Annotated in this window: 24 protein-coding genes; 9 read left to right on the forward strand and 15 right to left on the reverse strand. The window is 54.6% G+C overall.

Annotated features, from left to right (window positions below):
• Nucleotides 1–82: 82 nt before the first annotated feature.
• The 11 genes from flgL to flgB all read right to left on the reverse strand — a co-directional run bounded on the left by flgL (nucleotide 83) and on the right by flgB (nucleotide 9,962).
• Nucleotides 83–1,036, reverse strand: a complete 954-nt coding sequence (gene flgL / locus AC07UY_RS08210; protein WP_494659958.1) for a flagellar hook-associated protein FlgL — start codon at nucleotides 1,034–1,036, stop codon at nucleotides 83–85.
• A gap of 15 nt (nucleotides 1,037–1,051) precedes the next feature.
• Nucleotides 1,052–2,695: a flagellar hook-associated protein FlgK gene (gene flgK / locus AC07UY_RS08215; protein WP_494659959.1), complete on the reverse strand. Its 1,644-nt coding sequence runs from the start codon at nucleotides 2,693–2,695 to the stop codon at nucleotides 1,052–1,054.
• 64 nt (nucleotides 2,696–2,759) lie between these two features.
• A complete protein-coding gene (gene flgJ, locus AC07UY_RS08220; RefSeq protein WP_494659960.1) occupies nucleotides 2,760–3,710 on the reverse strand; it encodes a flagellar assembly peptidoglycan hydrolase FlgJ in 951 nt (316 codons plus the stop codon).
• A complete protein-coding gene (locus tag AC07UY_RS08225; RefSeq protein WP_203358170.1) occupies nucleotides 3,710–4,807 on the reverse strand; it encodes a flagellar basal body P-ring protein FlgI in 1,098 nt (365 codons plus the stop codon). The genes flgJ and AC07UY_RS08225 overlap by 1 nt, the downstream gene beginning before the upstream one ends.
• A 12-nt stretch (nucleotides 4,808–4,819) precedes the next feature.
• Nucleotides 4,820–5,518 carry a flagellar basal body L-ring protein FlgH gene (gene flgH, locus AC07UY_RS08230; RefSeq protein WP_494659961.1) on the reverse strand — a complete coding sequence of 233 codons (699 nt, stop codon included), beginning with the start codon at nucleotides 5,516–5,518 and terminating at the stop codon, nucleotides 4,820–4,822.
• Nucleotides 5,519–5,575: 57 nt separating this feature from the next.
• Nucleotides 5,576–6,358: a flagellar basal-body rod protein FlgG gene (gene flgG / locus AC07UY_RS08235; RefSeq protein WP_162378993.1), complete on the reverse strand. Its 783-nt coding sequence runs from the start codon at nucleotides 6,356–6,358 to the stop codon at nucleotides 5,576–5,578.
• A 13-nt stretch (nucleotides 6,359–6,371) separates the two neighbouring features.
• Nucleotides 6,372–7,127, reverse strand: a complete 756-nt coding sequence (gene flgF / locus AC07UY_RS08240) for a flagellar basal-body rod protein FlgF (RefSeq protein WP_301698630.1) — start codon at nucleotides 7,125–7,127, stop codon at nucleotides 6,372–6,374.
• A 20-nt stretch (nucleotides 7,128–7,147) separates the two neighbouring features.
• Nucleotides 7,148–8,401, reverse strand: coding sequence for a flagellar hook protein FlgE (flgE, locus tag AC07UY_RS08245; protein WP_494659962.1), 1,254 nt, complete (start codon nucleotides 8,399–8,401; stop codon nucleotides 7,148–7,150).
• Nucleotides 8,402–8,427: 26 nt separating this feature from the next.
• Nucleotides 8,428–9,126: a flagellar hook assembly protein FlgD gene (gene flgD / locus AC07UY_RS08250; RefSeq protein ID WP_276292104.1), complete on the reverse strand. Its 699-nt coding sequence runs from the start codon at nucleotides 9,124–9,126 to the stop codon at nucleotides 8,428–8,430.
• A gap of 11 nt (nucleotides 9,127–9,137) precedes the next feature.
• Nucleotides 9,138–9,542, reverse strand: coding sequence for a flagellar basal body rod protein FlgC (flgC, locus tag AC07UY_RS08255; protein WP_192611873.1), 405 nt, complete (start codon nucleotides 9,540–9,542; stop codon nucleotides 9,138–9,140).
• Between the two features lie 3 nt (nucleotides 9,543–9,545).
• Entirely contained in the window at nucleotides 9,546–9,962 is a 417-nt protein-coding gene (gene flgB / locus AC07UY_RS08260; RefSeq protein ID WP_162378998.1) for a flagellar basal body rod protein FlgB, read from the reverse strand.
• 158 nt (nucleotides 9,963–10,120) lie between these two features.
• Between flgB and flgA the strand changes: the two genes are divergently transcribed.
• The 3 genes from flgA to flgN all read left to right on the forward strand — a co-directional run bounded on the left by flgA (nucleotide 10,121) and on the right by flgN (nucleotide 11,596).
• Nucleotides 10,121–10,780 carry a flagellar basal body P-ring formation chaperone FlgA gene (flgA, locus tag AC07UY_RS08265; protein ID WP_494659963.1) on the forward strand — a complete coding sequence of 220 codons (660 nt, stop codon included), beginning with the start codon at nucleotides 10,121–10,123 and terminating at the stop codon, nucleotides 10,778–10,780.
• A 95-nt stretch (nucleotides 10,781–10,875) separates the two neighbouring features.
• Complete coding sequence (gene flgM, locus AC07UY_RS08270; protein WP_203358174.1) at nucleotides 10,876–11,169, forward strand: flagellar biosynthesis anti-sigma factor FlgM; 294 nt, start codon at nucleotides 10,876–10,878, stop codon at nucleotides 11,167–11,169.
• Nucleotides 11,170–11,173: 4 nt separating this feature from the next.
• Nucleotides 11,174–11,596 (forward strand): flagella biosynthesis chaperone FlgN, encoded by a 423-nt coding sequence (gene flgN, locus AC07UY_RS08275; RefSeq protein WP_192611870.1) that lies wholly within the window; start codon nucleotides 11,174–11,176, stop codon nucleotides 11,594–11,596.
• An 82-nt stretch (nucleotides 11,597–11,678) separates the two neighbouring features.
• On the opposite strand, the gene murJ is transcribed toward flgN, so the two are convergent.
• The 4 genes from murJ to rimJ all read right to left on the reverse strand — a co-directional run bounded on the left by murJ (nucleotide 11,679) and on the right by rimJ (nucleotide 15,571).
• On the reverse strand, nucleotides 11,679–13,214 hold the full coding sequence (gene murJ, locus AC07UY_RS08280) for a murein biosynthesis integral membrane protein MurJ (protein ID WP_494701019.1): 1,536 nt from the start codon (nucleotides 13,212–13,214) through the stop codon (nucleotides 11,679–11,681).
• Between the two features lie 167 nt (nucleotides 13,215–13,381).
• Nucleotides 13,382–14,305, reverse strand: a complete 924-nt coding sequence (locus AC07UY_RS08285) for a Gfo/Idh/MocA family protein (protein ID WP_494659965.1) — start codon at nucleotides 14,303–14,305, stop codon at nucleotides 13,382–13,384.
• Nucleotide 14,306: 1 nt separating this feature from the next.
• Nucleotides 14,307–14,960, reverse strand: a complete 654-nt coding sequence (locus AC07UY_RS08290; protein WP_494659966.1) for a YceH family protein — start codon at nucleotides 14,958–14,960, stop codon at nucleotides 14,307–14,309.
• 26 nt (nucleotides 14,961–14,986) lie between these two features.
• A complete protein-coding gene (rimJ, locus tag AC07UY_RS08295; RefSeq protein ID WP_203358178.1) occupies nucleotides 14,987–15,571 on the reverse strand; it encodes a ribosomal protein S5-alanine N-acetyltransferase in 585 nt (194 codons plus the stop codon).
• 236 nt (nucleotides 15,572–15,807) lie between these two features.
• Between rimJ and mdtH the strand changes: the two genes are divergently transcribed.
• The 6 genes from mdtH (at nucleotide 15,808) to solA (ending at nucleotide 20,968) form a co-directional block, all read left to right on the forward strand.
• Nucleotides 15,808–17,016: a multidrug efflux MFS transporter MdtH gene (gene mdtH, locus AC07UY_RS08300; RefSeq protein ID WP_494659967.1), complete on the forward strand. Its 1,209-nt coding sequence runs from the start codon at nucleotides 15,808–15,810 to the stop codon at nucleotides 17,014–17,016.
• A gap of 143 nt (nucleotides 17,017–17,159) precedes the next feature.
• Nucleotides 17,160–17,720 carry a lipoprotein gene (locus tag AC07UY_RS08305; RefSeq protein WP_203358180.1) on the forward strand — a complete coding sequence of 187 codons (561 nt, stop codon included), beginning with the start codon at nucleotides 17,160–17,162 and terminating at the stop codon, nucleotides 17,718–17,720.
• A gap of 104 nt (nucleotides 17,721–17,824) precedes the next feature.
• On the forward strand, nucleotides 17,825–18,871 hold the full coding sequence (gene pyrC, locus AC07UY_RS08310) for a dihydroorotase (protein ID WP_494701020.1): 1,047 nt from the start codon (nucleotides 17,825–17,827) through the stop codon (nucleotides 18,869–18,871).
• A gap of 75 nt (nucleotides 18,872–18,946) precedes the next feature.
• A complete protein-coding gene (gene dinI, locus AC07UY_RS08315; RefSeq protein ID WP_203358182.1) occupies nucleotides 18,947–19,192 on the forward strand; it encodes a DNA damage-inducible protein I in 246 nt (81 codons plus the stop codon).
• A 289-nt stretch (nucleotides 19,193–19,481) separates the two neighbouring features.
• A complete protein-coding gene (gene bssS, locus AC07UY_RS08320) occupies nucleotides 19,482–19,736 on the forward strand; it encodes a biofilm formation regulator BssS (protein ID WP_203361288.1) in 255 nt (84 codons plus the stop codon).
• Between the two features lie 113 nt (nucleotides 19,737–19,849).
• A complete protein-coding gene (solA, locus tag AC07UY_RS08325) occupies nucleotides 19,850–20,968 on the forward strand; it encodes an N-methyl-L-tryptophan oxidase (protein WP_494659969.1) in 1,119 nt (372 codons plus the stop codon).
• Nucleotides 20,969–20,993 lie beyond the last annotated feature (25 nt).

Raw genomic sequence — 20,993 nt, forward strand, 5'->3', positions numbered from 1 at the left:
CAGGCGCAAAAAAAAGCCCGCTCCGGGGTGATGGAGCGGGCAGATAAAACATACCCGGTTTCACGGTATGTTTTAAAAAAGATTATCGGTTTAGCTGAAACAGCGACATACCCTGCATATCGGTAAACGCTTTATAAGACGCCTGTAGCGCCGCCTGTTGCATCACATACGAAGAGATTGCCGCATTCCAGTCCACGTCGACCAGGTTGCTCATTTGCTGCGTCTGGCCCAACGCGCGATCGCTTCCCAACGCATCCAGTGAATCAAGCTCCCTCAGTTCCGTCCCCAACTCTGCCCGCACCGTCAGTACGTTATTCAGCGAGTTTTTTAAGCCCCGGTTGGTTTTATCAATCGCCGCCGACGCTTTATCTCTTGCCACATCATCGCCCGCCACAGGCGTGTTCAGCGCGTCGATAGCGCTATCCAGCATTTTGAACAAGCTGGTTTCAGAAGCGCTGCCGTCTGGCTCCGGCACAGCATTACTGGTGATTTTATTAAAAATCTGATCGCCGGTGTGGCCAATCACCATCGTGCGGGAAGCATCAACCTGTTGGGTGACACTCTCACGACCACCGCGGTATGCGCCGTCCGTCTGGGAAAACGGCGCGCTTTCAGTCTTATAACCGGCAAAAATATAGCGCCCGTTACCATCGGTGCTGTTCGCCAGGTTCATCAGATGATCGCGAATCCCCTGCAAGTCTGTCGCCAACGAGGCACGGTCATCGTCACTTAAGGTACCGTTACCCGCATTGACGATTTTCTCTTGTGCACTATGAATCGCCGTTGTCGCCTGGTTTAACACATTCTCTTCCAGCGACACTTTTTGCCTGGCAAACGAACGCGCCAGCGTGTACTGACTGTTCTGCGCCTGCGCCTGAGACAAGACAACGGCCTGCGAAGCGGCAATCGGATCATCCGACGGATTGATAACACGCTTGCCCGTGGACATCTGCTCGCCGTACTTCATCCATTCGGCCTGGGAATTGGTGATGCCACGCATATTCTGCTGGTACATCATCTGGGTACTGATACGCATTTAAGCCCCTCTCCTTTAGCGAATGTTCATCAGCGCATCAAACATCGAACTGGCCGTTTGCAGGACTTGCGCATTCGCCAGATAGTACTGTTGATAACGTTGCAGGTTGCCATACTCTTCATCAAGATTGACGCCAGAGATTGACTGCTGCTGGTTCGTCAGTTGGGTCACCACATTGCCCTGGGTGGTGCTACTGGTTTTCAGCGTGGCGGTTTTATTCCCCACATCACTGACCAGCGTGGCGTAAGCATCGTTAAAGGTTTTATTGCCGACGGTGGCTTTGGTTTGCAGATCCAGCAGCGCCTGACCGTTGCGGTTATCACTCTGGCCGGAATCCTTAAGGCCGGACATGGCGATTTTCGACTCATCGGTGACCATGACCTTCATGTTAACAATGGCGTCACTGACCGGCTTTAACGTAAAGCTGTCATTGGCTTTCGCTCCCGGCGTTCCGCTGACCGTCACTTTCAGGCCGTCAATATCCAGCTTACCGTTGGCATCGGGTTTTGCTTCGAAAGTGGTGTTATCCGCAAGACGCGTGACCTGCCACTTACTGCCGTCGTACACCACTTTATAATCCGTGGCCTGCACTTTTGTGCTGTCATCCACTTCAGCTGTTAATACCGCATTACCGCTATTTTTGGCGTTACCGATAACCGAGGGTTTTCCGATAGCGAAAAAGTCTTTACCGGCATCGCCGTTGGCATCAAAACCCGCTTTGTGCTGGGTATTAAATTCAGTGGCCAACGCCAACGCCAACTGGCCCAGGGTATTACGGGTCTGGTCCAGATCCTGAGAGCGGAACGTCATCAGGCCGCCGAGCGAGCCGGTATTGAGCAGTTTCTCAGGAATTTCAATGTTTCCGGCCGCCGCATCAACATAGGCAACCGTGGTCCGCGAAGGATCGGCGCTGGATGGCACCGCCGCGAGTTGACGTGCATTACTGCCCTGTACCAGGGTGTATCCGTTTGCCATCGTCAGGTTATAGGTGCCGCCATCCTGGACGCTGACCTCAACGCCGACAATTTTGTTTAACTCGCTCACCAGCTGATCGCGCTGGTCAAGAAGGTCGTTTGGCGATGCCCCTGCCCCCACGCCGGTCAGACGAGAGATCTGGTCATTCAGGCTGGCAATCTGTTTCGAATAGTTGTTGATCTGCTCAACGCTGGACGAGATAGCCGTGTTGACCTGCTTATCCTGATCGCGCAGATATTGATCGGTGGTCTTAAACTGGTTTACCAGTCCGTTCGCTTTTCCAATCAGCGCCTGACGCGCTGCGGGATCTTCCGCGTTACTGACCAACGTTTGCAGACTGGTGAAAAAGTCCTGCATCGAGGTCGAAATTGAGCTGGTTTTACTGGAAAGCAGGTTGTCGATTTTCGACATTTGCTCAAAACGGGTGGTCAACCCGCTGCTCTGGTTTTCGGCTGCACGCAGCTGATTGGTGATAAACGCGTCATACTCGCGCTGCACGCCTGAGACATACACGCCATTGCCGACCCAACCACCCGCACCTAACGTACTGTTCGCTTGCGACATAATGGTGGTTTGTCGGGTATATCCCGCAACGTTATAACTGGCGATGTTGTTACTGGCGGTATTTAACGCAGCCTGGGCCGCGTTAAGTCCACTCATGGCGTTGTTAATCAAGCTGGACATGGAGATTCCTTTTAATCCTTCAATACAGGTTATTATCGGCAGCGGCTTGCTGGACTTGAGCTATTTAGAAGAGATTGTCGAGATTCGCGCTGTACGTTTTGTTCACTTTTTCGCTCATCGACTTCAGCTGTTGGATCATGCTGGTTAATTTGCGCGCATAGTGCGGATCAGTGGCGTAACCCGCGTTTTGCAAGGCTTGTGCGCCCTGCTCCGCACTGGATGCTGACGTCACCCCAGCGTAGCGCGGGTTACGGGTTAACAGCCCCACATAATCCGACAGCGCCTCCAGATACGAGCTGTAGACGCGGAATCGGGCTTTCACCTTTTTCGCCTCACCGTTTTCAAATTCCGTGGTGGTGATTTCCGTGGTGGGGCCCTTCCAGCTTCCCGAAGCCTTAACACCAAAAATGTTAAAGCTGGGTTCGCCGTTTTCACGGCGAATTTGCCGCTGCCCCCACCCGGATTCCAGCGCCGCCTGCGCCAGAATCAGGTGGTGCGGGACGCCGCTCTGCTCGCTTGCCAGGCGTGCGGGGAGGGAAAGCTGAGCAAGAAACGTTTTGCTGTCGCCCGAGAGCGGTTCATCGTGGCTCTCGGGGGTTTTGGGCATCGCTTTTCGTACCAGTTGCGTCAACGCCTGATTTTGATAGCTGGTCACCGTTTCCAGTGAGAACTTCATCGGTATCTGTGGCGCGTCATCGGCAGGCTGGGCCTGCCCCTCAGTCATTTGTTTGACCATCATCTCCGCCAACCCAAGACCTTTACCTGCCGTCATCTGTTGCGCAATTTGCTGGTCGTACATACTGGTATACAGGCGTGTCGAGTCGCTGCTAAACACGCCATCTTTCGGCAGCGCTTCACGCATGCTTTTCAACATCATCTGCACGAACATCCCCTCAACCTGGCGGGCGACCGGGCGGAGGTTCGCCGCCGGGTCCTGCCCTGCTTTGGCCTTCAGATCGTTGAGCGACTGGGCATCCCAGGCCGCACTGGCCAGCAGTTTGCTTTCTCCAATCATCAGATAATTTCCAGCTTCGCCCGTAAGCATCCTGCGCTTTGCATGGACTGCAGAATGGACATCAAATCCATCGGCGTCGCGCCCAGGGCGTTAAGCGCCCGTACCACGTTGTTCAGGTTCGCGCTGGAGCGCACGCTTTGTAGTGACCCCCCGCTCTGGCGCAGGTCGATCTGCGTTTGCGGTGTAACGACCGTTTGCCCACCGCCAAACGGCGTATCCGGCTGGCTGACGTTAGCCTGGCGATTCACCGTCACCGACAGGTTGCCCTGCGCGACAGCACAGCTGTCCAGCGTCACTTCACGGTTCATCACCACGGAGCCGGTTCGTGAGTTAATCACCACTTTCGCGTCCTGCGGCGTGACGTTCACTTCCATATTCTGAATATCGGCGAGGAAACGGACCTGAGAGCTGTTGCCGCTCGGCACCCGCACCTGGATCGTGCGCGCATCCAGCGCCGTCGCGCTGCCAAAACCCCGGGAGCGGTTGATGGTGTCGGTGATCTGCTGCGCCAGGGTGAAATCTTCATTGTTGAGCTGCAGATTAAGGGTATTACCCCCACCAAACTGGCTCGGCAGTTCCCGCTCAATCACCGCGCCATTGGTAATGCGCCCGCCATTCAGTTGGTTCACCTGGACGCTGCTGCCTCCGGCGGACGCCCCGGCCCCGCCGACCAGAATATTCCCCTGCGCCAGCGCGTAGACCTGACTATCGACCCCTTTTAGCGGGGTCATTAACAGTGTCCCGCCACGCAAACTTTTGGCGTTGCCCATTGAGGAAACCACCACATCGATGGTCTGCCCCTGGCGACCAAACGCCGGAAAACTGGCGGTGACCATTACCGCCGCCACATTTTTCAGCTGCATGTTCGTCCCGGTCGGGACGGTAATCCCCATCTGAGAGAGCATGTTATTGAGCGTTTGCGTCGTGAACGGGGTTTGCGTGGTCTGATCGCCTGTGCCGTCCAGCCCGACCACCAGTCCGTAGCCAATCAGCGAGTTTTCACGCACGCCCTGAACACTGGTCAGATCGCGGATACGATCGGCATGCGCAAAGGTCGTCGCCAGCAGCAGTACGACGCCAATAAAAGATTTAAACACTGGAAACCTCGCTTACATCGGCGACAAGTTAAGGAAGAAACGCTGCAGCCAACCCATATTCTGCGCTTCGTTTATGTAGCCGTTACCGACATACTCTATGCGTGCATCCGCAACCTGCGTTGACGGAACGCTGTTGCTGCCGCTGATCGTGCGTGGATTCACGACCCCGGAGAAGCGGATGAATTCAGTGCCCTGGTTGATGGCGATCTGTTTTTCACCCACCACATGTAAATTGCCATTCACCAACACCTGATCGACGGTAACCGTCAGCGTGCCGCTAAAGGTGTTGCTGGCGTTCGCGCCGCCTTTGCCATTGAAAGAGTTTCCGCCGGAAGCGTCTACGTCCGCACGCGCGTTACCAAATAATCCTTCCAGATAGCGAGGAACGGTGTCGAAGCCAAAATTCGTTTTGCCATCACGGCTGGCATTGGCTGAGGAGCTTTTGCTGGCGCTGACGTTTTCCTGCAAGACAATCGTCAACGTATCGCCAATGTTACGCGGACGTCGGTCTTCGAATAGCGGCTGATAGCCGTAATTCACCGGTTGTGCAGACTGAAAGATGGAGCCATTCGCCACCTGCGTCGGGCCAGGTATTGGTTGTGCCGTCGTCGCGCCCTGCACGAGCGGCGTGGCGGGGATCCAGGCACATCCTGTCAGTGAAACCACCAGCAGGGCTATCATCGGGTATGGGTGAAGCGCGTATTTTCGCATTGCCTTCATCTTCAAAATCAGTGTGCCGGTGAGGTTTTCACCCCACCGGCCAACACGTTAGAGTTGCGTCAGTTTCTGCAGCATCTGATCGGTCGTCGACACCGCTTTACTGTTGATTTCGTAAGCGCGCTGAACCTGGATCATATTCACCAGCTCTTCCGCGACGTTCACGTTGGAGGTTTCGACATAGCCCTGATACAACAGACCCGCACCGTTCAAACCCGGCGTACTTTCGTTTGGCGCGCCCGACGATTGCGTTTCGGTGTACAGGTTCTCGCCGATGCTTTCCAGACCGGTGTCATTCATAAACGTGGTCAGGTTCAACTGGCCAACCTGAACGGGTGCCGCCTGTCCCTGCTGCGTCACGCTCACCACGCCGTCACGGCCGATGGTGATGCTGAGTGAGTTCGCCGGGATCGTGATCGCAGGCTGAACCTGAAAACCGCCCGCCGTCACCAGTTGACCGTTTTGATCGACCTGGAATGAACCATCACGGGTGTAGGCCGACGTGCCATCCGGCAGCATGACCTGGAAAAAGCCCTGCCCTTTGATGGCGACGTCTTTGCTGTTGTTGGTCTGAGACAAATTGCCCTGACTGTGCAGACGCTCCGTGGCGACAGGACGAACACCGGTACCAATTTGCAGACCGGAGGGTAATGTCGTCTGCTCTGAAGACTGGGCGCCAGGCTGGCGAATCGTCTGGTAAAGCAGATCTTCAAACACCGCGCGCTGACGCTTAAAACCATTGGTGCTGACGTTTGCCAGGTTGTTGGCAATCACATCCATATTGGTTTGCTGGGCGTCGAGACCGGTTTTGGCGATCCATAATGAACTGATCATAAAATGTCCTGTATTAACTCATCGACAGCAGTTGGTTAGCGCGGCCTGCGTTGTCATCAACGCTGCTGATCACTTTCATCTGCATTTCAAAACGACGGGCGCTGGCGATCATGTCGCTCATGGCGGAGACGGCACTGACGTTGCTGCCCTCCAGGACGCCTGACATGACACGAATGGACGGATCGGCCTGCAGGGCCGGGCCACGGGTCGCCTGTGTCGCCGCGGTCAGACGGAACATGCCGTCGTCGCCGCGCTGCACTTCATTGCCCATCGCTTTGACCAGTTTCAGACGTCCCACCGGCGCCACCGTGTTCGCCGGATCGCCGGGATTCAGGGCCGAGATGGTGCCATCCGCCGCGATGGTAATTTCGGAGCCTTCCGGCACGGCGATCGGACCCGCTTCGCCAATCACCGGGTGCCCCTGAATCGTCAGTTCGCCGGTCGGACTCACCTGGATACTGCCGTTGCGGGTATACCCTTCGCTGCCGTCGGCGGTTTGTACGGCCAGCCAACCGTCCTGCTGCAACGCGACATCCAGCGGTCGTGAGGTGTAATCCATCTGCCCCGGGGTCATATCGGCCCCTGGGGTAGAGGCCGTGACCAGGGTGCGCGTCGGTAAAGAAAGCCCTTCAACCGGCACCGCGCGCAACGCAGTGAGCTGCGCACGAAAACCCGGCGTTGAGGCATTGGCCAGGTTGCTGGCCGTCACCGCCTGTTGATTCAGGGTCTGACTGGCCGCCCCCATGGCGGTATAAATTGCGTGATCCATTAAGCCATCCTGTCAGGCGCTTAGCGCAGGTTGACCAGCGTGTTGAGGATCTGATCCTGGGTCTTGATGGTCTGCGCGTTAGACTGATAGTTACGCTGGGCGACAATCATGTTCACCAGTTCTTTACTCAGATCCACGTTAGAGGCTTCCAGCGCGCCGTTGGTCAACTTACCGAAGTTACCGGTACCCGCCGTACCCAGCAGCGCAACACCCGAAGACTGTGTGGCAGCCCAGACGTTATCCCCCTGAGAAGCCAGCCCTTCGTTGTTGGCAAAGTTCGCCAGTACGATTTGCCCCAGAACCTGTTTCTGCTCGTTGGAGTAGTTCCCCACCACGGTGCCATCATCATTAATCTGATAGCTCACCAGATCGCCCGGCTTGTAGCCGTTCTGGTTAGTGGCCACGATGTTGCTCTCGCCGGTGTTTTGCTGCATGGAGTTCAGGAAACTGAGGGAGAAATTGGCGGGCTCTGCGCCGTTCACCACGCCAGTGGCGACGTTGATTTGCGTTGGCCACGGGGTTGCCGGAGGAACAGGAACGGCTTCTGTCGCCGTCTTGCTCATTCCTAAGAACACGCCATTTTCATCAAAGCGCATAAAACCCGCCGATTTTGCGGCTTCGCCGGTCGTCGAATCCTGAGTATGCACTTCCCAGGTATTGTCCGAGTTTTTGACATAGAAGACGTTCATGTCATGGGCATTACCCTGGCTATCAAATACCGTGACGGTGCCTTTTTTGTTGTAGGAATCCGCATCGCTTGGGCTGAATGGCGTTTTGGTCGGTACTTTGTCGGTAGAGTTCAGGTTGATCTGCATGGACGCGGTGGTGGTGGTTTTTGCCGCCATCAGCGTGTTAGGGATCGTAATCGGTGCCGGGTTCGCGCCCTGTTGGATCGTCGGCGGCGTACCGGTGGCCGGATAACCGGTCAGTTGCAGACCCTGCATGTTGACCAGGTTGCGATTTTCGTCGAGTTTAAACTGACCGTTACGGCTATAAAAAACAGACCCGTTGCTATCCACCATACGGAAGAAACCGTTCTGGCTGATGGCAACGTCCAGGCCACGCCCGGTGTTGGTGGTGGTGCCATCGGTAAAGTCCTGGGTGATCCCCGCCACTTTAACGCCCAGCCCCACTTTGGAACCGGCAAACATATCGGCAAATGAGGCCGACCCGGATTTAAACCCATAGGTGGCGGAGTTGGCGATGTTATTACCAATGACATCGAGGTTGGTGGCTGCAGCGTTCAGGCCGCTGACCGCTTGAGAAAAGGCCATGTCTTACTCCTGATAAGTGTGAAGGCTTAGATGATCTGCCGTACTTCGTCGAGTGTGGTGGTTCCGTAGGTCCCTAAATCCAGCGTGTTACCGCCATTGTTGCGGATAACGCCCTGTACCATCGCAAACTGCAACGGCTGTGCGACCAGTTGCGTACTGCCGTTGCTGGCGGTGATCGCCACGTTGTAGGAGCCGTTCGGCGCGGTGGTCCCGTCGGTGAGAGTCCCGTCCCAGGTAAAGGTGTGCACGCCCGCCTTCAGTCCGCCGATATCAATGGTGCGAACCACTTTGTTGTCTTTATCGGTAATCGTGGCGGTGACTTTGTCAGCAGGCTGTTGTAGCTCAACGCCAAACGGCGTGGTGGTGGTGATGGCCTCTTCTTCGGTTCCTTTACCTGCCAAAATGGTGGTGCCCGGAATCATGACCCCGTGACCAATCAGGGTGCTGGCCTGCATCGACTGGCTGTTGTCGATCTGCCCTGAAATCGCCCCCAGCGTGGTGTTCAATTTTTCGATTCCGCTGACGGTACTGATCTGCGCCAACTGCGAGGTCAGCTCGTTGTTTTCCATCGGGTTCGTCGGATCCTGGTTTTTCAGCTGCGCCACCAGCAAGGTCAGGAAACTGTTTTGCAGATCGGCGGAATTGCTCCCGGTTAACGAACTGCCGCTACTGGCAGATTTGACGCCCGTGTTCGTCGGGTCATTCATATTGACGGCAATAGACATACGCGCCTCCTTTACTGGCCAAGTGTCAGCGTTTTAAGCATCATGCTCTTCACTGTGTTGAGTACTTCGACGTTTGCCTGGTAGCTGCGCGATGCCGACATGGTGTTCACCATCTCGCCAACCGTATCCACATTCGGCATCTTGACGTAGCCATTGGCATCGGCCAGCGGGTTGCCGGGTTCAAACACCAGTTTGTCTGGCGCCTGGCTTTCAATGACATCCGCCACCTTCACGCCGCCCGTCGCGGCACCGGGTGCTGCATCAACCTGAAAAACGACCTGTTTTGCGCGGTACGGCTGGCCATCTGGCCCCGTCACGCTGTCGGCGTTCGCCAGGTTACTGGCGGCGACGTTGAGCCGTTTGGACTGCGCCGTCAGCGCCGAACCCGCAATATCGAAAATGTTTAACAGCGCCACGGATTAGTTCCCTCCCTGTAGCACGTTCATCATGCCTTTGATTTGGCTGCTCATTAGGGTGAGCCCCATCTGGTATTTCAGACTGTTGTCGGCAAACTGCGTACGCTCCCTGTCCATATCGACGGTGTTACCATCGAGAGAAGGCTGGTCTGGAATACGGTAGAGCAGATCCGCAGAGGGAGACGCCAGCGTCTGGGCCGGAATGTGTTGCGCAGAGGTCAGTGCCAGTGAAACACCGCTGGTTTCGGCCCGTCCTTGCACCATCACTTTTTTGAGTTCACTGGCAAAATCCATGTCTCGCGCCTGATACCCCGGCGTATCAGCGTTGGCGATATTCGCCGCCAGCACCTCCTGACGTTGGGCACGCAAATTGAGCGCTTCTTGTTGAAAACGTAAGGCGGCATCGAGCTTGTCGAGCATATCTCCCCCGCAAATGACAAAATTCAGCCGACAGCTTAAATCCCATCACGCGCGCGTTATCGCCGGAATAAACGCAAAATGCGTCGCTATTTGTTCCGTTGATGGCGGCGGCACACAGGTAGAATCCAGCCATTGCTTACAACAGGCGGGAGATGACGATGCAAACGTTAAAACGGGGAATCGCTGTGATGGCGCTGCTCTTCAGCCCGTTGTCGATGGCACAGGATCTGAACGCGCAGCTGACTGACTGGTTTTCGGCGCGTCTGGTGGGGTTTAGCGATGAGGTGGTCGTCACCCTTCGCACATCGCCCACGTTACCTGCACAGTGTGAGCAACCGGCACTGAGTGTGCCGGGCAGTGCGAAATTATGGGGTAATGTGAACGTGCTGGCGCGCTGCGGCAATGAAAAACGTTACCTTCAGGTCAACGTCCAGGCGACCGGCAACTACGTCGTAGCCGCCGTTCCCGTCGCTCGGGGTGGAAAACTGGGCCCGGCCAGCGTGACGCTAAAACGCGGACGTCTGGATCAGCTGCCGCCGCGCACGGTGCTGGATATCAATCAGATTCAGGATGCCGTCAGTTTGCGCGATCTCGCTCCCGGTCAGCCCGTACAGCTCACCCAACTGCGCCAGGCCTGGCGAATAAAAGCCGGTCAGCGCGTGGTGGTGATCGCCAGCGGCGATGGGTTTAGCGTCAATGCGGAAGGTCAGGCATTGAACAATGCCGCCGTTGCGCAAAGCGCGCGTGTCCGCATGCTGTCAGGCCAGGTGGTCAATGGAACCGTCGACCCTGATGGGAATATTCTTATTAATCTATAATACGTTAAAGATTTTGTCGTGGCTGCCGATATGAATAATCAACGAAATAATGATAGCTGGTCGCTACTACGCAACCCCTCGATGAGGAAAATAACATGAGCATTGACCGTACCTCACCTTTGAAACCCGTTAGCACTGTCCAACCGCGCGACACCGGCGACACGCAGGTACAAAAAACGCGTCAGGAAAAAACATCGACGACGAAGAGTGCCAGTGTGACGTTAAGCGATGCTCAGGCGAAGCTGATGCAACCCGGTTCCAGCGATATCAATATGGAACGCGTTGAAGCACTGAAAACGGCGATTCGTAACGGTGAACTCAAAATGGACACCGGCAAAATTGCCGACGCATTGATCCGTGAAACACAGAGCTACCTGCAGAGTAAATAAAAGTATGACTCGTCTGTCAGAAATACTGGATCATATGACGGCCGTCCTCAATGACCTGAAAACGGTGATGGATGCCGAGCAGCAGCACTTATCTGCGGGTCAGATTAACGGTAGCCACTTACAACGTATTACAGAAGAAAAAAGCTCGTTGCTGGCCACCCTGGATTATCTGGAACAACAGCGTCGTCATGAACAAGCGGCGCAGAAAAGCGCAAATGATGATTTTGCCGAGCGCTGGCAGGTTATTACTGAGAAAACGCAGCACCTTCGCGACCAAAACCGACACAACGGTTGGCTGCTGGAAGGGCAAATCGCACGCAATCAGCAGGCGCTTGACGTACTCAAGCCCCATCAGGAACCGGCGTTGTATAGCGCCAACGGTCAGACATCCTCTTCCCACCGCGGCGGTAAAAAAATCTCTATCTGATTGCCGGTTGGCAATCATCCCCTGCCAGACCTGCGTTTTGCAGGTCTGACAGGCGCAACGCCATCAGGCATCATTTCGCATATCACGCCGTCCGGCGGACAAACTCTTTCACTTTAAAACCGAGGATGGCAAGCGCTGCAAAATAGGCCGCGATACCCGCCACCACCACCGCCATTAAGCGTAACAGACGCCACAGCATGGTCCCTTGTGACCACTCCGGCATAATAGAGAGCATGCCTACCAACACCGCTGACATCACCAGCACGGAAATCACCAGACGGGTCAGGAACCACATCCAGCCCGGCTGAGGGGTGAAGATCTTTTGCTTACGCAACTGCCAGTACAGCAGAGAGGCATTAAGACACGCCGCCAGACCAATCGACAGCGACAACCCCGCATGTTTCAACGGACCAATAAACGCCAGGTTCATCAGCTGCGTCATAATCAACGTCACGATGGCAATTTTGACTGGCGTTTTGATGTCCTGGCGCGAATAAAAGCCGGGCGCCAGCACTTTCACCACAATTAAGCCGATCAAACCGACCGAATAGGCCACCAGCGCCCGTTGCGTCATCGACGCATCCATCGCGGTGAATTTTCCGTACTGGAACAGCGAAACGATCAGCGGCTTCGACAGAATGCCCAGCGCCACCGCGCTCGGTAACGCCAGCAGGAAGCAGAGGCGCAACCCCCAGTCCATCAGGCGGTTGTATTCATCGTGATTGCCGCTGGCGAAGCTTTTCGACAGCGATGGCAGCAGAATCGTCCCGAGCGCCACGCCCAGTACGCCGGACGGGAATTCCATCAGTCGGTCAGCGTAATACATCCAGGAGACCGAACCGGACGCCAGAAACGAGGCGAAAATGGTGTTGATGATTAGCGAGATCTGGCTTACGGAGACACCGAGAATCGCCGGCCCCATCTGTTTCACCACACGCATCGAACCCGCATCGCGAAAGTTAATACGCGGCAATACCAGCATGCCGATTTTCTTCAAATGCGGCAGTTGATAAACCAGTTGTAAAACACCGCCAACCGTCACCGCCCAGGCCAGCGCTAAGACCGGCGGGTCAAAATACGGCGCCGCAAACAACGCGAAGCCGATCATGCTGACGTTCAGAAAGGTAGGCGCAAACGCCGGAATCGAAAAACGGTTCCAGGTATTGAGGATTGCCCCGGCGAGTGACGCGAGTGAGATCAGCAGTATATAAGGAAAGGTAATTTGCAGCAGTTGGGTGGTGAGGGCGAATTTATCTGCCGTGTTCGCAAACCCTGGGGCCGTGACCATTATCACCCACGGCGCGGCCAGCATACCCGCCACGGTCACTACCGCCAGCGCAAGGGTCAGCAAGCCTGAGACATAGGCAACAAAAACCCGGGTCGCATCTTCACCCTGTTTGCTTTTATATTCCGCCAGAATAGGCACAAACGCCTGTGAAAATGCCCCTTCGGCAAAGATACGGCGCAGCAGATTGGGTAATTTGAATGCCACAAAGAAGGCATCGGTGGCCATCCCGGCACCAAAAATTCTGGCGACAATAGCGTCACGCGCAAAACCGAGCACACGTGAAAACATGGTCATTGAGCTAACGGCAGCCAGTGATTTTAATAAATTCATGTATGTTTTATTCCAGACTCTACGGCAAAACGCCTGCAAAGCAGGCGTTGGAAGAGGCGTAATATCAAGTGGGGTATAGTCTACCTGGATTAAGATGAATTACTACCGCCAGATGTTACAGGGTCTGCAGACCCTGCGCTTTCTGAACGCCTCAAAAAACTGTCACCCTATTCGCTGATCGCATCGCGCCACAGTTTCTCCACCACCCGCTGCGCCAGAATCGCCTGTTCACCGGCGGTTTCCGGAACCGTCTGATTTTCCACACATTCAATAAAATGACGTGCGCATCCGGTAAATCCACGCTGCTCTAACGTGGTTTGCCAGCCGGGAATCGGTTTGAGCACCACGCCCTGCCCACGCTCTTCACGCCATTCGCGCATGTCTGTCACCTCATAAACGCCCCCGTCGGTCACCGCCTGCACGGATTCGCGCTGACTCCCGGCACGTCGATGCATACTGGTGGTGATTTGCAACTGTTCTGCCGCAAAATGGTGTTCGGCATACAGCATCTCCCCCGCATCCGTGGTCAGCAAGGTTCCGCTTTTGAGTTGCGATGCGACCCCCGCCAGCCACAGCGCCGTGTCGACCACGTGCAGATAATCATCGAGGAGTGTAAAACGCAGATCGTGCGGCCCTACGCTGTCAGCGCGGTGCTTGTCCATGCGTAAGGAGGTCGCTGTTGAGAGTTGCGCCTTTAAATCGCGGTACAGCGGCGCAAACCGACGGTTAAACCCGACCATCAGCGTCAGTTTTTTGCGGGCCGCCAGTTCGACCAACCGCTCGGCATCGCGCAGATTCTCCGCCAGCGGTTTGTCGACACAAACGTGCACCCCGGCATTCAGTAATTCGCTGACCACCTGGTAGTGGGTCGCCGTGCTGGAGTGAACAAAAACAGCGTCACAGGTTGACGCCAGATTCACCAGCGAGTCGGCGTAAGGTATCCGCCAGCTTTCGCAAATACGCAATGCTTTGTCCCGTGATGGGGACCAGGCGCCCTGTAACGTCCAGTCACCGGAGGTTCCCAGCACCGGCAGCCAGGCTTTTTGCGCGATCCCGCCCAGCCCTACCACGCCAATCCGCAATTTTTTCACCTTAGTCTCCCAGATGCGCCAGCAACGAATCGAGCCGCTGTTTCAGCTCCGCTACTTCACTCTCCAGCGCCTCTACGCGGGCGTGCAGATCGGCAGATCCCGCCTGCGCCTGCGGTTCATCCGTCGGGGCAGCCTGTTCATCCACCTCGCCACAAAACAGATGCATATAACGACTTTCACGCTTACCCGGTTCACGCGCCAGACGCACCACATACGGGCCGTCCTCCCGGGAGGCAAGTTTCTCCAGCGTGGCTTCTACTTCTGCCATATCGCTGAATTCATACATACGGGAGGCACGGCTGCGCAGTTCACCCGGTGTTTGCGCGCCGCGCAGGAGCAGTGTGGTCACGACGGCGACTTCGCCCGCGCTCAACTTTAAATTGCCAAATTCGGAGTTGCAAAAGCGCTGTTCATACTTGGTGACGCGATTGCCAAACCCGCTCACCGTGCGCAGAAAATGACGTTTGACCAGAGCATCAAGCTGCTGCTGGACCTCATGCTCCGATAAGTTCATCACCGGTTCACGGTTGGTTTTTTGATTGCAGGCCACCACCACGCCGTTCACCGACAGAGGATATTGTTCAGGCGTCGTCACCTGTTTTTCAAGCAGACAGCCAATCACTCGCGCTTCAGTGGCGGTTAATTCATATTTCATTGTCTTTCTCCATCGCGTCCAGAGGATTAACGTCCGGGGGTCCATTCAGTTGTTGTCAACGCCGTCAGCACGTGATCGCGCCATTGCCCATCAATCAACAGGTAATCTTTCGCATACCCCTCTTTTTCAAAACCGAGTCGCGCCAGTAAATCGCCGCTACGGTTATTGTGCGGCATATAATTTGCCATAATCCGGTGCATGTGTTGTGTGCGTTGCATATAACGAATTGCCGAGCTTAAGGCTTCGAACATCAGCCCCTTTCCCTGCCACTTCTGGGCAATGGAATACCCCAGATAGCACGCGTGAAACGAGCCGCGGACCACGTTGGAAAAATTCGCCACGCCAATAATTTCTTTTTCGTCCGGATCGAGCAGCGCAAAATAGAATGCCGTACCCTGCTTATGAAACTCAGCGATCATGCTCAGCCGCGTCTGCCAGCCCGACGGAAAGCAGTGACTTTCATCGCGAATGGGTTCCCAGGGTTTTAAAAAATGACGATTTTCTGCGTAATAATCTGCCAGACGCCAGGCATCACGCTCATGCACTAAACGCACGACCAGACGGTCGGTTGTTAAGCGCACTTTTGGCACGTTACTGCGATAGCCAAACATTCTATACCCACTCCTTCCCGTAACGTCTTCACACCCCTGATAACGTTACTATACCTGCGGCCACGCACTCTGTGAAAAGTGCAAATAGTCATTTTTTGGATTATTCACACATTTTGATGAAATCTCTCTATCAAGACGGACTCTTGATAAAAAAATATTGTCCCCGCGAGGGTGGGAAAAGCCCTGGCGACACCGCAGAATAGGAGGTGCACATCTTTTATTTCCCGGGAGGGGAAATGTCGCGCGTCTCGCAGGCGAGGAACCTGGGTAAATATTTCCTGCTCATCGATAATATGTTGGTGGTGTTGGGCTTTTTTGTCGTGTTCCCGCTTATTTCCATTCGATTCGTCGATCAAATGGGATGGGCCGCCGTCATGGTGGGGATTGCGCTCGGCCTGCGCCAGTTTATTCAGCAAGGGTTGGGGATATTTGGCGGGGCCATCGCCGACCGCTTTGGCGCCAAACCGATGATCGTCACCGGCATGCTGATGCGCGCAGCCGGATTCGCCACCATGGGCATTGCTCAGGATCCCTGGCTGTTGTGGTTTTCCTGCTTCCTTTCAGGTCTGGGCGGCACGCTGTTTGATCCGCCACGCTCCGCGCTGGTGGTCAAACTGATCCGCCCGGAACAGCGTGGCCGGTTCTTCTCTTTGCTCATGATGCAGGACAGCGCGGGCGCGGTGATTGGCGCATTACTGGGCAGCTGGCTGTTACAGTATGATTTTCGTCTGGTCTGCGCGACCGGCGCGGTGCTGTTTATTCTCTGTGCCGCGTTCAACGCCTGGCTACTCCCGGCCTGGAAGCTTTCGACCGTGCGTACCCCCGTCCGTGAAGGGATGGGACGCGTCATGCGGGACAAACGGTTTGTCACCTATGTTCTGACGCTGGCGGGGTATTACATGCTGGCCGTTCAGGTGATGTTAATGCTACCTATCATGGTCAATGATATCGCAGGCTCTCCGGCCGCCGTGAAATGGATGTACGCCATTGAAGCGTGCCTGTCCCTGACTCTCCTCTACCCCATTGCGCGGTGGAGCGAAAAACGTTTCCGTCTCGAACACCGGTTGATGGCTGGCCTGTTGTTAATGTCGCTCAGTATGCTGCCTATTGGACTGGTGAGTGATTTGCAGCAACTCTTCACGCTGATTTGCACATTCTATATCGGTTCCATTATTGCAGAACCCGCCCGTGAAACGCTCAGCGCGTCACTTTCAGATGCACGTGCGCGCGGCAGCTATATGGGCTTTAGCCGTCTGGGGCTCGCCATTGGCGGGGCGATTGGCTATATCGGCGGCGGCTGGTTGTTCGATATGGGCAAAATCATGGACCAACCCGAACTGCCCTGGGTCATGCTGGCGATTATCGGCGTTATCACCTTCCTGGCATTGGGATGGCAATTTAGCCATAAACGCACCCCGAACGGAATGCTGGAGCCGGGAGCCTGATTGATGCCCGGTTCGCTGCTGAAAAAAACGGCTGTTGCATTGGGCGGCCGTTATTTCAGTTTTTTCTGCTGGCGCGTTGCGTGCTGGTGCCACATGCTGCTTTGTGTCAGGATTACAACACGGGCATCATGTTGAGGAACCCCATGAAAAAGATTTTTTTTGCCGCTGCGTTATTAGTTAGCGGCCTGTTGGTTGGCTGTAATCAACTCACACAGTACACGATCAGTGAACAAGAGATTAACCAGGCACTGGAGAAACGGAATAACTTTTCCAAAGATATTGGCTTACCCGGCGTTGCCGACGCGCATATTGTGCTCTCCAACCTGAGCAGCCAGATCGGTCGGGAAGAGCCTAATAAAGTGACGCTTACCGGCGATGCGAATCTCGATATGAGCTCATTGTTTGGCAATCAAAAAGCCACCATGAAACTGAAGCTGAAAGCGTTGCCGGTCTTTAACAAAGAGAAAGGCGCCATTTTCTTACAAGAGATGGAAGTGGTGGACGTCACGGTAACTCCGGAGAAAATGCAGCCGGTATTACAAACGCTGATGCCTTATCTCAACCAGTCGCTGCGCAATTATTTTAATCAGCAACCGGCCTACGTTCTGCGGGAAGACAGCAGCGAAGGCGAAGCGTTAGCGAAAAAATATGCCAAAGGGATTGAGGTGAAACCGGGTGAAATTGTCATCCCGTTCACCAATTAACGTTCAGAGGGCGCATTAGCGCCCTTTTTTTTCGTGCAAACGAAAACGTTTCCGCATATCCTTTGTTTCCGGCAAAAAGACCATCCCTCAGCCGGAGCATATTAATGACAGCACCATCCCAGGTTTTAAAGATCCGCCGCCCAGACGACTGGCACGTTCACCTTCGCGATGGCGACATGTTAAAAACCGTCGTGCCCTACACCAGTGAAACCTATGGTCGCGCGATCGTGATGCCTAACCTGGCGCCGCCCGTTACCACCGTTGACGCGGCTATTGCGTACCGCCAGCGCATTCTTGATGCGGTTCCGCAAGGACATGATTTTACACCGTTGATGACCTGCTATCTGACGGACAGCCTGGATCCCAATGAGCTTGAACGCGGATTCAATGAAGGCGTTTTCACTGCCGCAAAACTCTACCCGGCCAATGCCACCACCAACTCAAGCCACGGGGTTACCTCCACCGACGCTATCATGCCCGTTCTTGAGCGCATGGAAAAACTGGGGATGCCGCTGCTGGTACACGGCGAAGTCACCCATGCGGAGATCGACATTTTCGATCGCGAAGCTCGCTTTATCGACAGCGTCATGGAGCCTTTGCGCCAGCGCCTGACGGCGCTCAAAGTGGTCTTCGAGCACATCACGACCAAAGACGCGGCAGAGTATGTTCGCGATGGCAACGAGCTGCTGGCGGCGACAATTACACCTCAGCATTTGATGTTTAACCGCAACCACATGCTGGTCGGCGGTATTCGCCCGCACCTGTACTGTTTGCCGATCCTCAAACGCAATGTCCACCAGCAGGCATTGCGTGAACTGGTTGCCAGCGGTTTTAGCCGCGCGTTCCTGGGAACAGACTCGGCGCCGCACGCTCGTCATCGTAAAGAGACCAGCTGTGGCTGCGCGGGCTGCTTTAACGCCCCAACGGCGCTCGGCAGCTATGCAACCGTCTTTGAGGAGATGAATGCGTTCGAGCACTTTGAAGCATTTTGCTCACTGAACGGTCCACAGTTCTATGGTTTGCCCGTCAACGATACCTACATTGAACTGGTACGCGAAGAGCAACACATTCCGGAAAGCATCGCCCTGACAGACGATACGCTGGTGCCTTTCCTGGGTGGCGAAACGGTACGCTGGTCGGTAAAAAAATAAAAAAAGTGTGGCCAACTGTTGTCACTGGGTTATTTTAACTGTATAAATATCCAGTATACTCAACAGGGGGCCATTATGCGTATTGAAGTCACCATTGCAAAAACTTCTCCTTTACCGGCTGGCGCGATAGACGCGCTGGCCGGTGAACTCTCCCGTCGTATTCACCACTATTTTCCGGATAACGAAGGCAACGTCACCGTTCGGTATGCTGCCGCTAACAATTTGTCGGTCATTGGCGCGACAAAAGAAGATAAAGCGCGCATCAGCGAAATCCTGCAAGAAACGTGGGAAAGCGCGGATGACTGGTTTATCAACGAATAAAAAATGATATGCAGTAATCTTCATTTTGCCGGGTCGCCCCGGCTTTTTTTATTTACGCAACTGTTCGGATTTTAATCTCTTTCTCAACTTAAATGCACAATATGCAAATAAAGCATGAACTACATGCTGTTTTATTGTTCATCTAATTCTTAAAAAGCAGAAATTTATGCTGCTCCCTCTTTAAATTTTCAGTGAATACCCTTATTTATTGATATACTGAAGTTGCTTCAGATAAAACACGCATTGAACCTCGAAAACCGTTGTCTAGTAACACGTATTAGGGGGCATGATGGAAAAGAATAATGAAGTCATTCAGACTCATCCGCTTGTAGGATGGGACATCAGCACCGTTGATAGCTATGATGCGCTGATGCTGCGTTTGCACTACCAGACCCCGAATCGCCCTGACCCGGATGGAACTGAAGTTGGTCAGACGCTCTGGTTAACCACTGATGTTGCCAGACAATTTATTTCGATATTAGAAGCAGGAATCGCCAAAATTGAATCTGGCGATTACCAGATAAATGAGTATCGTCGTCATTAACGTGACGAGGACCTCCTCCCAAAGGCACCTTCACGGTGCCTTTTTTAATTCCTTGTTGAATAACGCCGGTCAGTTATTTACCCTGCAATCATCGTGATAGCAGAGAGAAGCTGATGAACTACGACTTAATCATTATTGGCAGCGGTTCCGTTGGCGCGGCTGCCGGATATTACGCCACGCGTGCTGGCTTAAAGGTGCTGATGACCGATGCGCACATGCCGCCACATCAGCAGGGTAGCCACCACGGCGACACCCGATTAATTCGCCACGCCTACGGTGAAGGCGAAAAATACGTTCCGCTGGTGCTGCGGGCGCAAACGCTGTGGGACGAACTGTCAACGCACAATGAAGATCCCATCGTTATACGCTCAGGGGTTATCAATTTTGGCCCCTCTGACTCCACTTTTCTGGCCAATGTGGCACAAAGCGCGCAACAGTGGCAGTTGAACGTCGAGCGACTGGACGCCGCCGCGATAATGGCCCGCTGGCCTGAGATCCGCGTGCCGGAAAACTACATCGGCCTGTTTGAGGCTGATTCCGGGTTTCTGCGTAGTGAGTTAGCCATTAAAACCTGGGTTCGCCTGGCGGAAGAAGCCGGTTGCGCACAACTCTTTAACTGCCCTGTCTCTGCCATTCATCATCATGATGACGGTGTGACGGTCGTGACCGCCGATGGGGAGTATCACGCGAAGAAAGCGCTGGTCAGCGCCGGTACCTGGGTTCAGTCGCTGCTTCCTGAATTGCCTATCCAGCCCGTGCGGAAAGTGTTCGCGTGGTATCAAGCGGATGGCCGTTACAGTATCAAAAATAACTTCCCGGCATTTACCGGCGAATTACCTAATGGCGATCACTATTACGGTTTTCCTGCCGAAAATGACGAACTGAAAATCGGTAAGCATAATGGCGGCCAGTTGATTCATTCCCCGGAAGAGCGTAAACCGTTTGCTGCCGTCGCCAGCGATGGTTCAGAAGCCTTCCCATTCCTGCGCGCCATTCTGCCGGGAGTTGGCTGTTGTCTGCACGGTGCTTCCTGCACGTACGACAACTCCCCTGATGAAGATTTTATTATCGACACCCTGCCAGGACACGAGAACACGCTGATTATCACCGGACTTAGCGGTCATGGTTTCAAGTTTGCCTCTGTACTGGGAGAGATTGCGGCTGATTTTGCACAGGATAAACCGTCAGCCTTTGATCTGACGCCATTTCGACTTTCACGCTTTACGGAATAATGACTTAATGGCCTCGGTATGGAGG

The organism is Citrobacter sp. GW821-FHT02E08 (assembly GCF_059421685.1).

Excerpts from the sequence above, each read along its gene's own strand:
- flgL (WP_494659958.1), bottom strand. The coding sequence starts at position 1,036 with ATGCGTATCAGTACCCAGATGATGTACCAGCAGAATATGCGTGGCATC.
- flgK (WP_494659959.1), bottom strand. The coding sequence starts at position 2,695 with ATGTCCAGCTTGATTAACAACGCCATGAGTGGACTTAACGCGGCCCAG.
- flgJ (WP_494659960.1), bottom strand. The coding sequence starts at position 3,710 with ATGATTGGAGAAAGCAAACTGCTGGCCAGTGCGGCCTGGGATGCCCAG.
- flgH (WP_494659961.1), bottom strand. The coding sequence starts at position 5,518 with ATGCGAAAATACGCGCTTCACCCATACCCGATGATAGCCCTGCTGGTG.
- flgG (WP_162378993.1), bottom strand. The coding sequence starts at position 6,358 with ATGATCAGTTCATTATGGATCGCCAAAACCGGTCTCGACGCCCAGCAA.
- flgF (WP_301698630.1), bottom strand. The coding sequence starts at position 7,127 with ATGGATCACGCAATTTATACCGCCATGGGGGCGGCCAGTCAGACCCTG.
- flgE (WP_494659962.1), bottom strand. The coding sequence starts at position 8,401 with ATGGCCTTTTCTCAAGCGGTCAGCGGCCTGAACGCTGCAGCCACCAAC.
- flgD (WP_276292104.1), bottom strand. The coding sequence starts at position 9,126 with ATGTCTATTGCCGTCAATATGAATGACCCGACGAACACGGGCGTCAAA.
- flgB (WP_162378998.1), bottom strand. The coding sequence starts at position 9,962 with ATGCTCGACAAGCTCGATGCCGCCTTACGTTTTCAACAAGAAGCGCTC.
- flgA (WP_494659963.1), top strand. The coding sequence starts at position 10,121 with ATGCAAACGTTAAAACGGGGAATCGCTGTGATGGCGCTGCTCTTCAGC.
- flgM (WP_203358174.1), top strand. The coding sequence starts at position 10,876 with ATGAGCATTGACCGTACCTCACCTTTGAAACCCGTTAGCACTGTCCAA.
- flgN (WP_192611870.1), top strand. The coding sequence starts at position 11,174 with ATGACTCGTCTGTCAGAAATACTGGATCATATGACGGCCGTCCTCAAT.
- murJ (WP_494701019.1), bottom strand. The coding sequence starts at position 13,214 with ATGAATTTATTAAAATCACTGGCTGCCGTTAGCTCAATGACCATGTTT.
- AC07UY_RS08290 (WP_494659966.1), bottom strand. The coding sequence starts at position 14,960 with ATGAAATATGAATTAACCGCCACTGAAGCGCGAGTGATTGGCTGTCTG.
- rimJ (WP_203358178.1), bottom strand. The coding sequence starts at position 15,571 with ATGTTTGGCTATCGCAGTAACGTGCCAAAAGTGCGCTTAACAACCGAC.
- mdtH (WP_494659967.1), top strand. The coding sequence starts at position 15,808 with ATGTCGCGCGTCTCGCAGGCGAGGAACCTGGGTAAATATTTCCTGCTC.
- AC07UY_RS08305 (WP_203358180.1), top strand. The coding sequence starts at position 17,160 with ATGAAAAAGATTTTTTTTGCCGCTGCGTTATTAGTTAGCGGCCTGTTG.
- pyrC (WP_494701020.1), top strand. The coding sequence starts at position 17,825 with ATGACAGCACCATCCCAGGTTTTAAAGATCCGCCGCCCAGACGACTGG.
- dinI (WP_203358182.1), top strand. The coding sequence starts at position 18,947 with ATGCGTATTGAAGTCACCATTGCAAAAACTTCTCCTTTACCGGCTGGC.
- bssS (WP_203361288.1), top strand. The coding sequence starts at position 19,482 with ATGGAAAAGAATAATGAAGTCATTCAGACTCATCCGCTTGTAGGATGG.
- solA (WP_494659969.1), top strand. The coding sequence starts at position 19,850 with ATGAACTACGACTTAATCATTATTGGCAGCGGTTCCGTTGGCGCGGCT.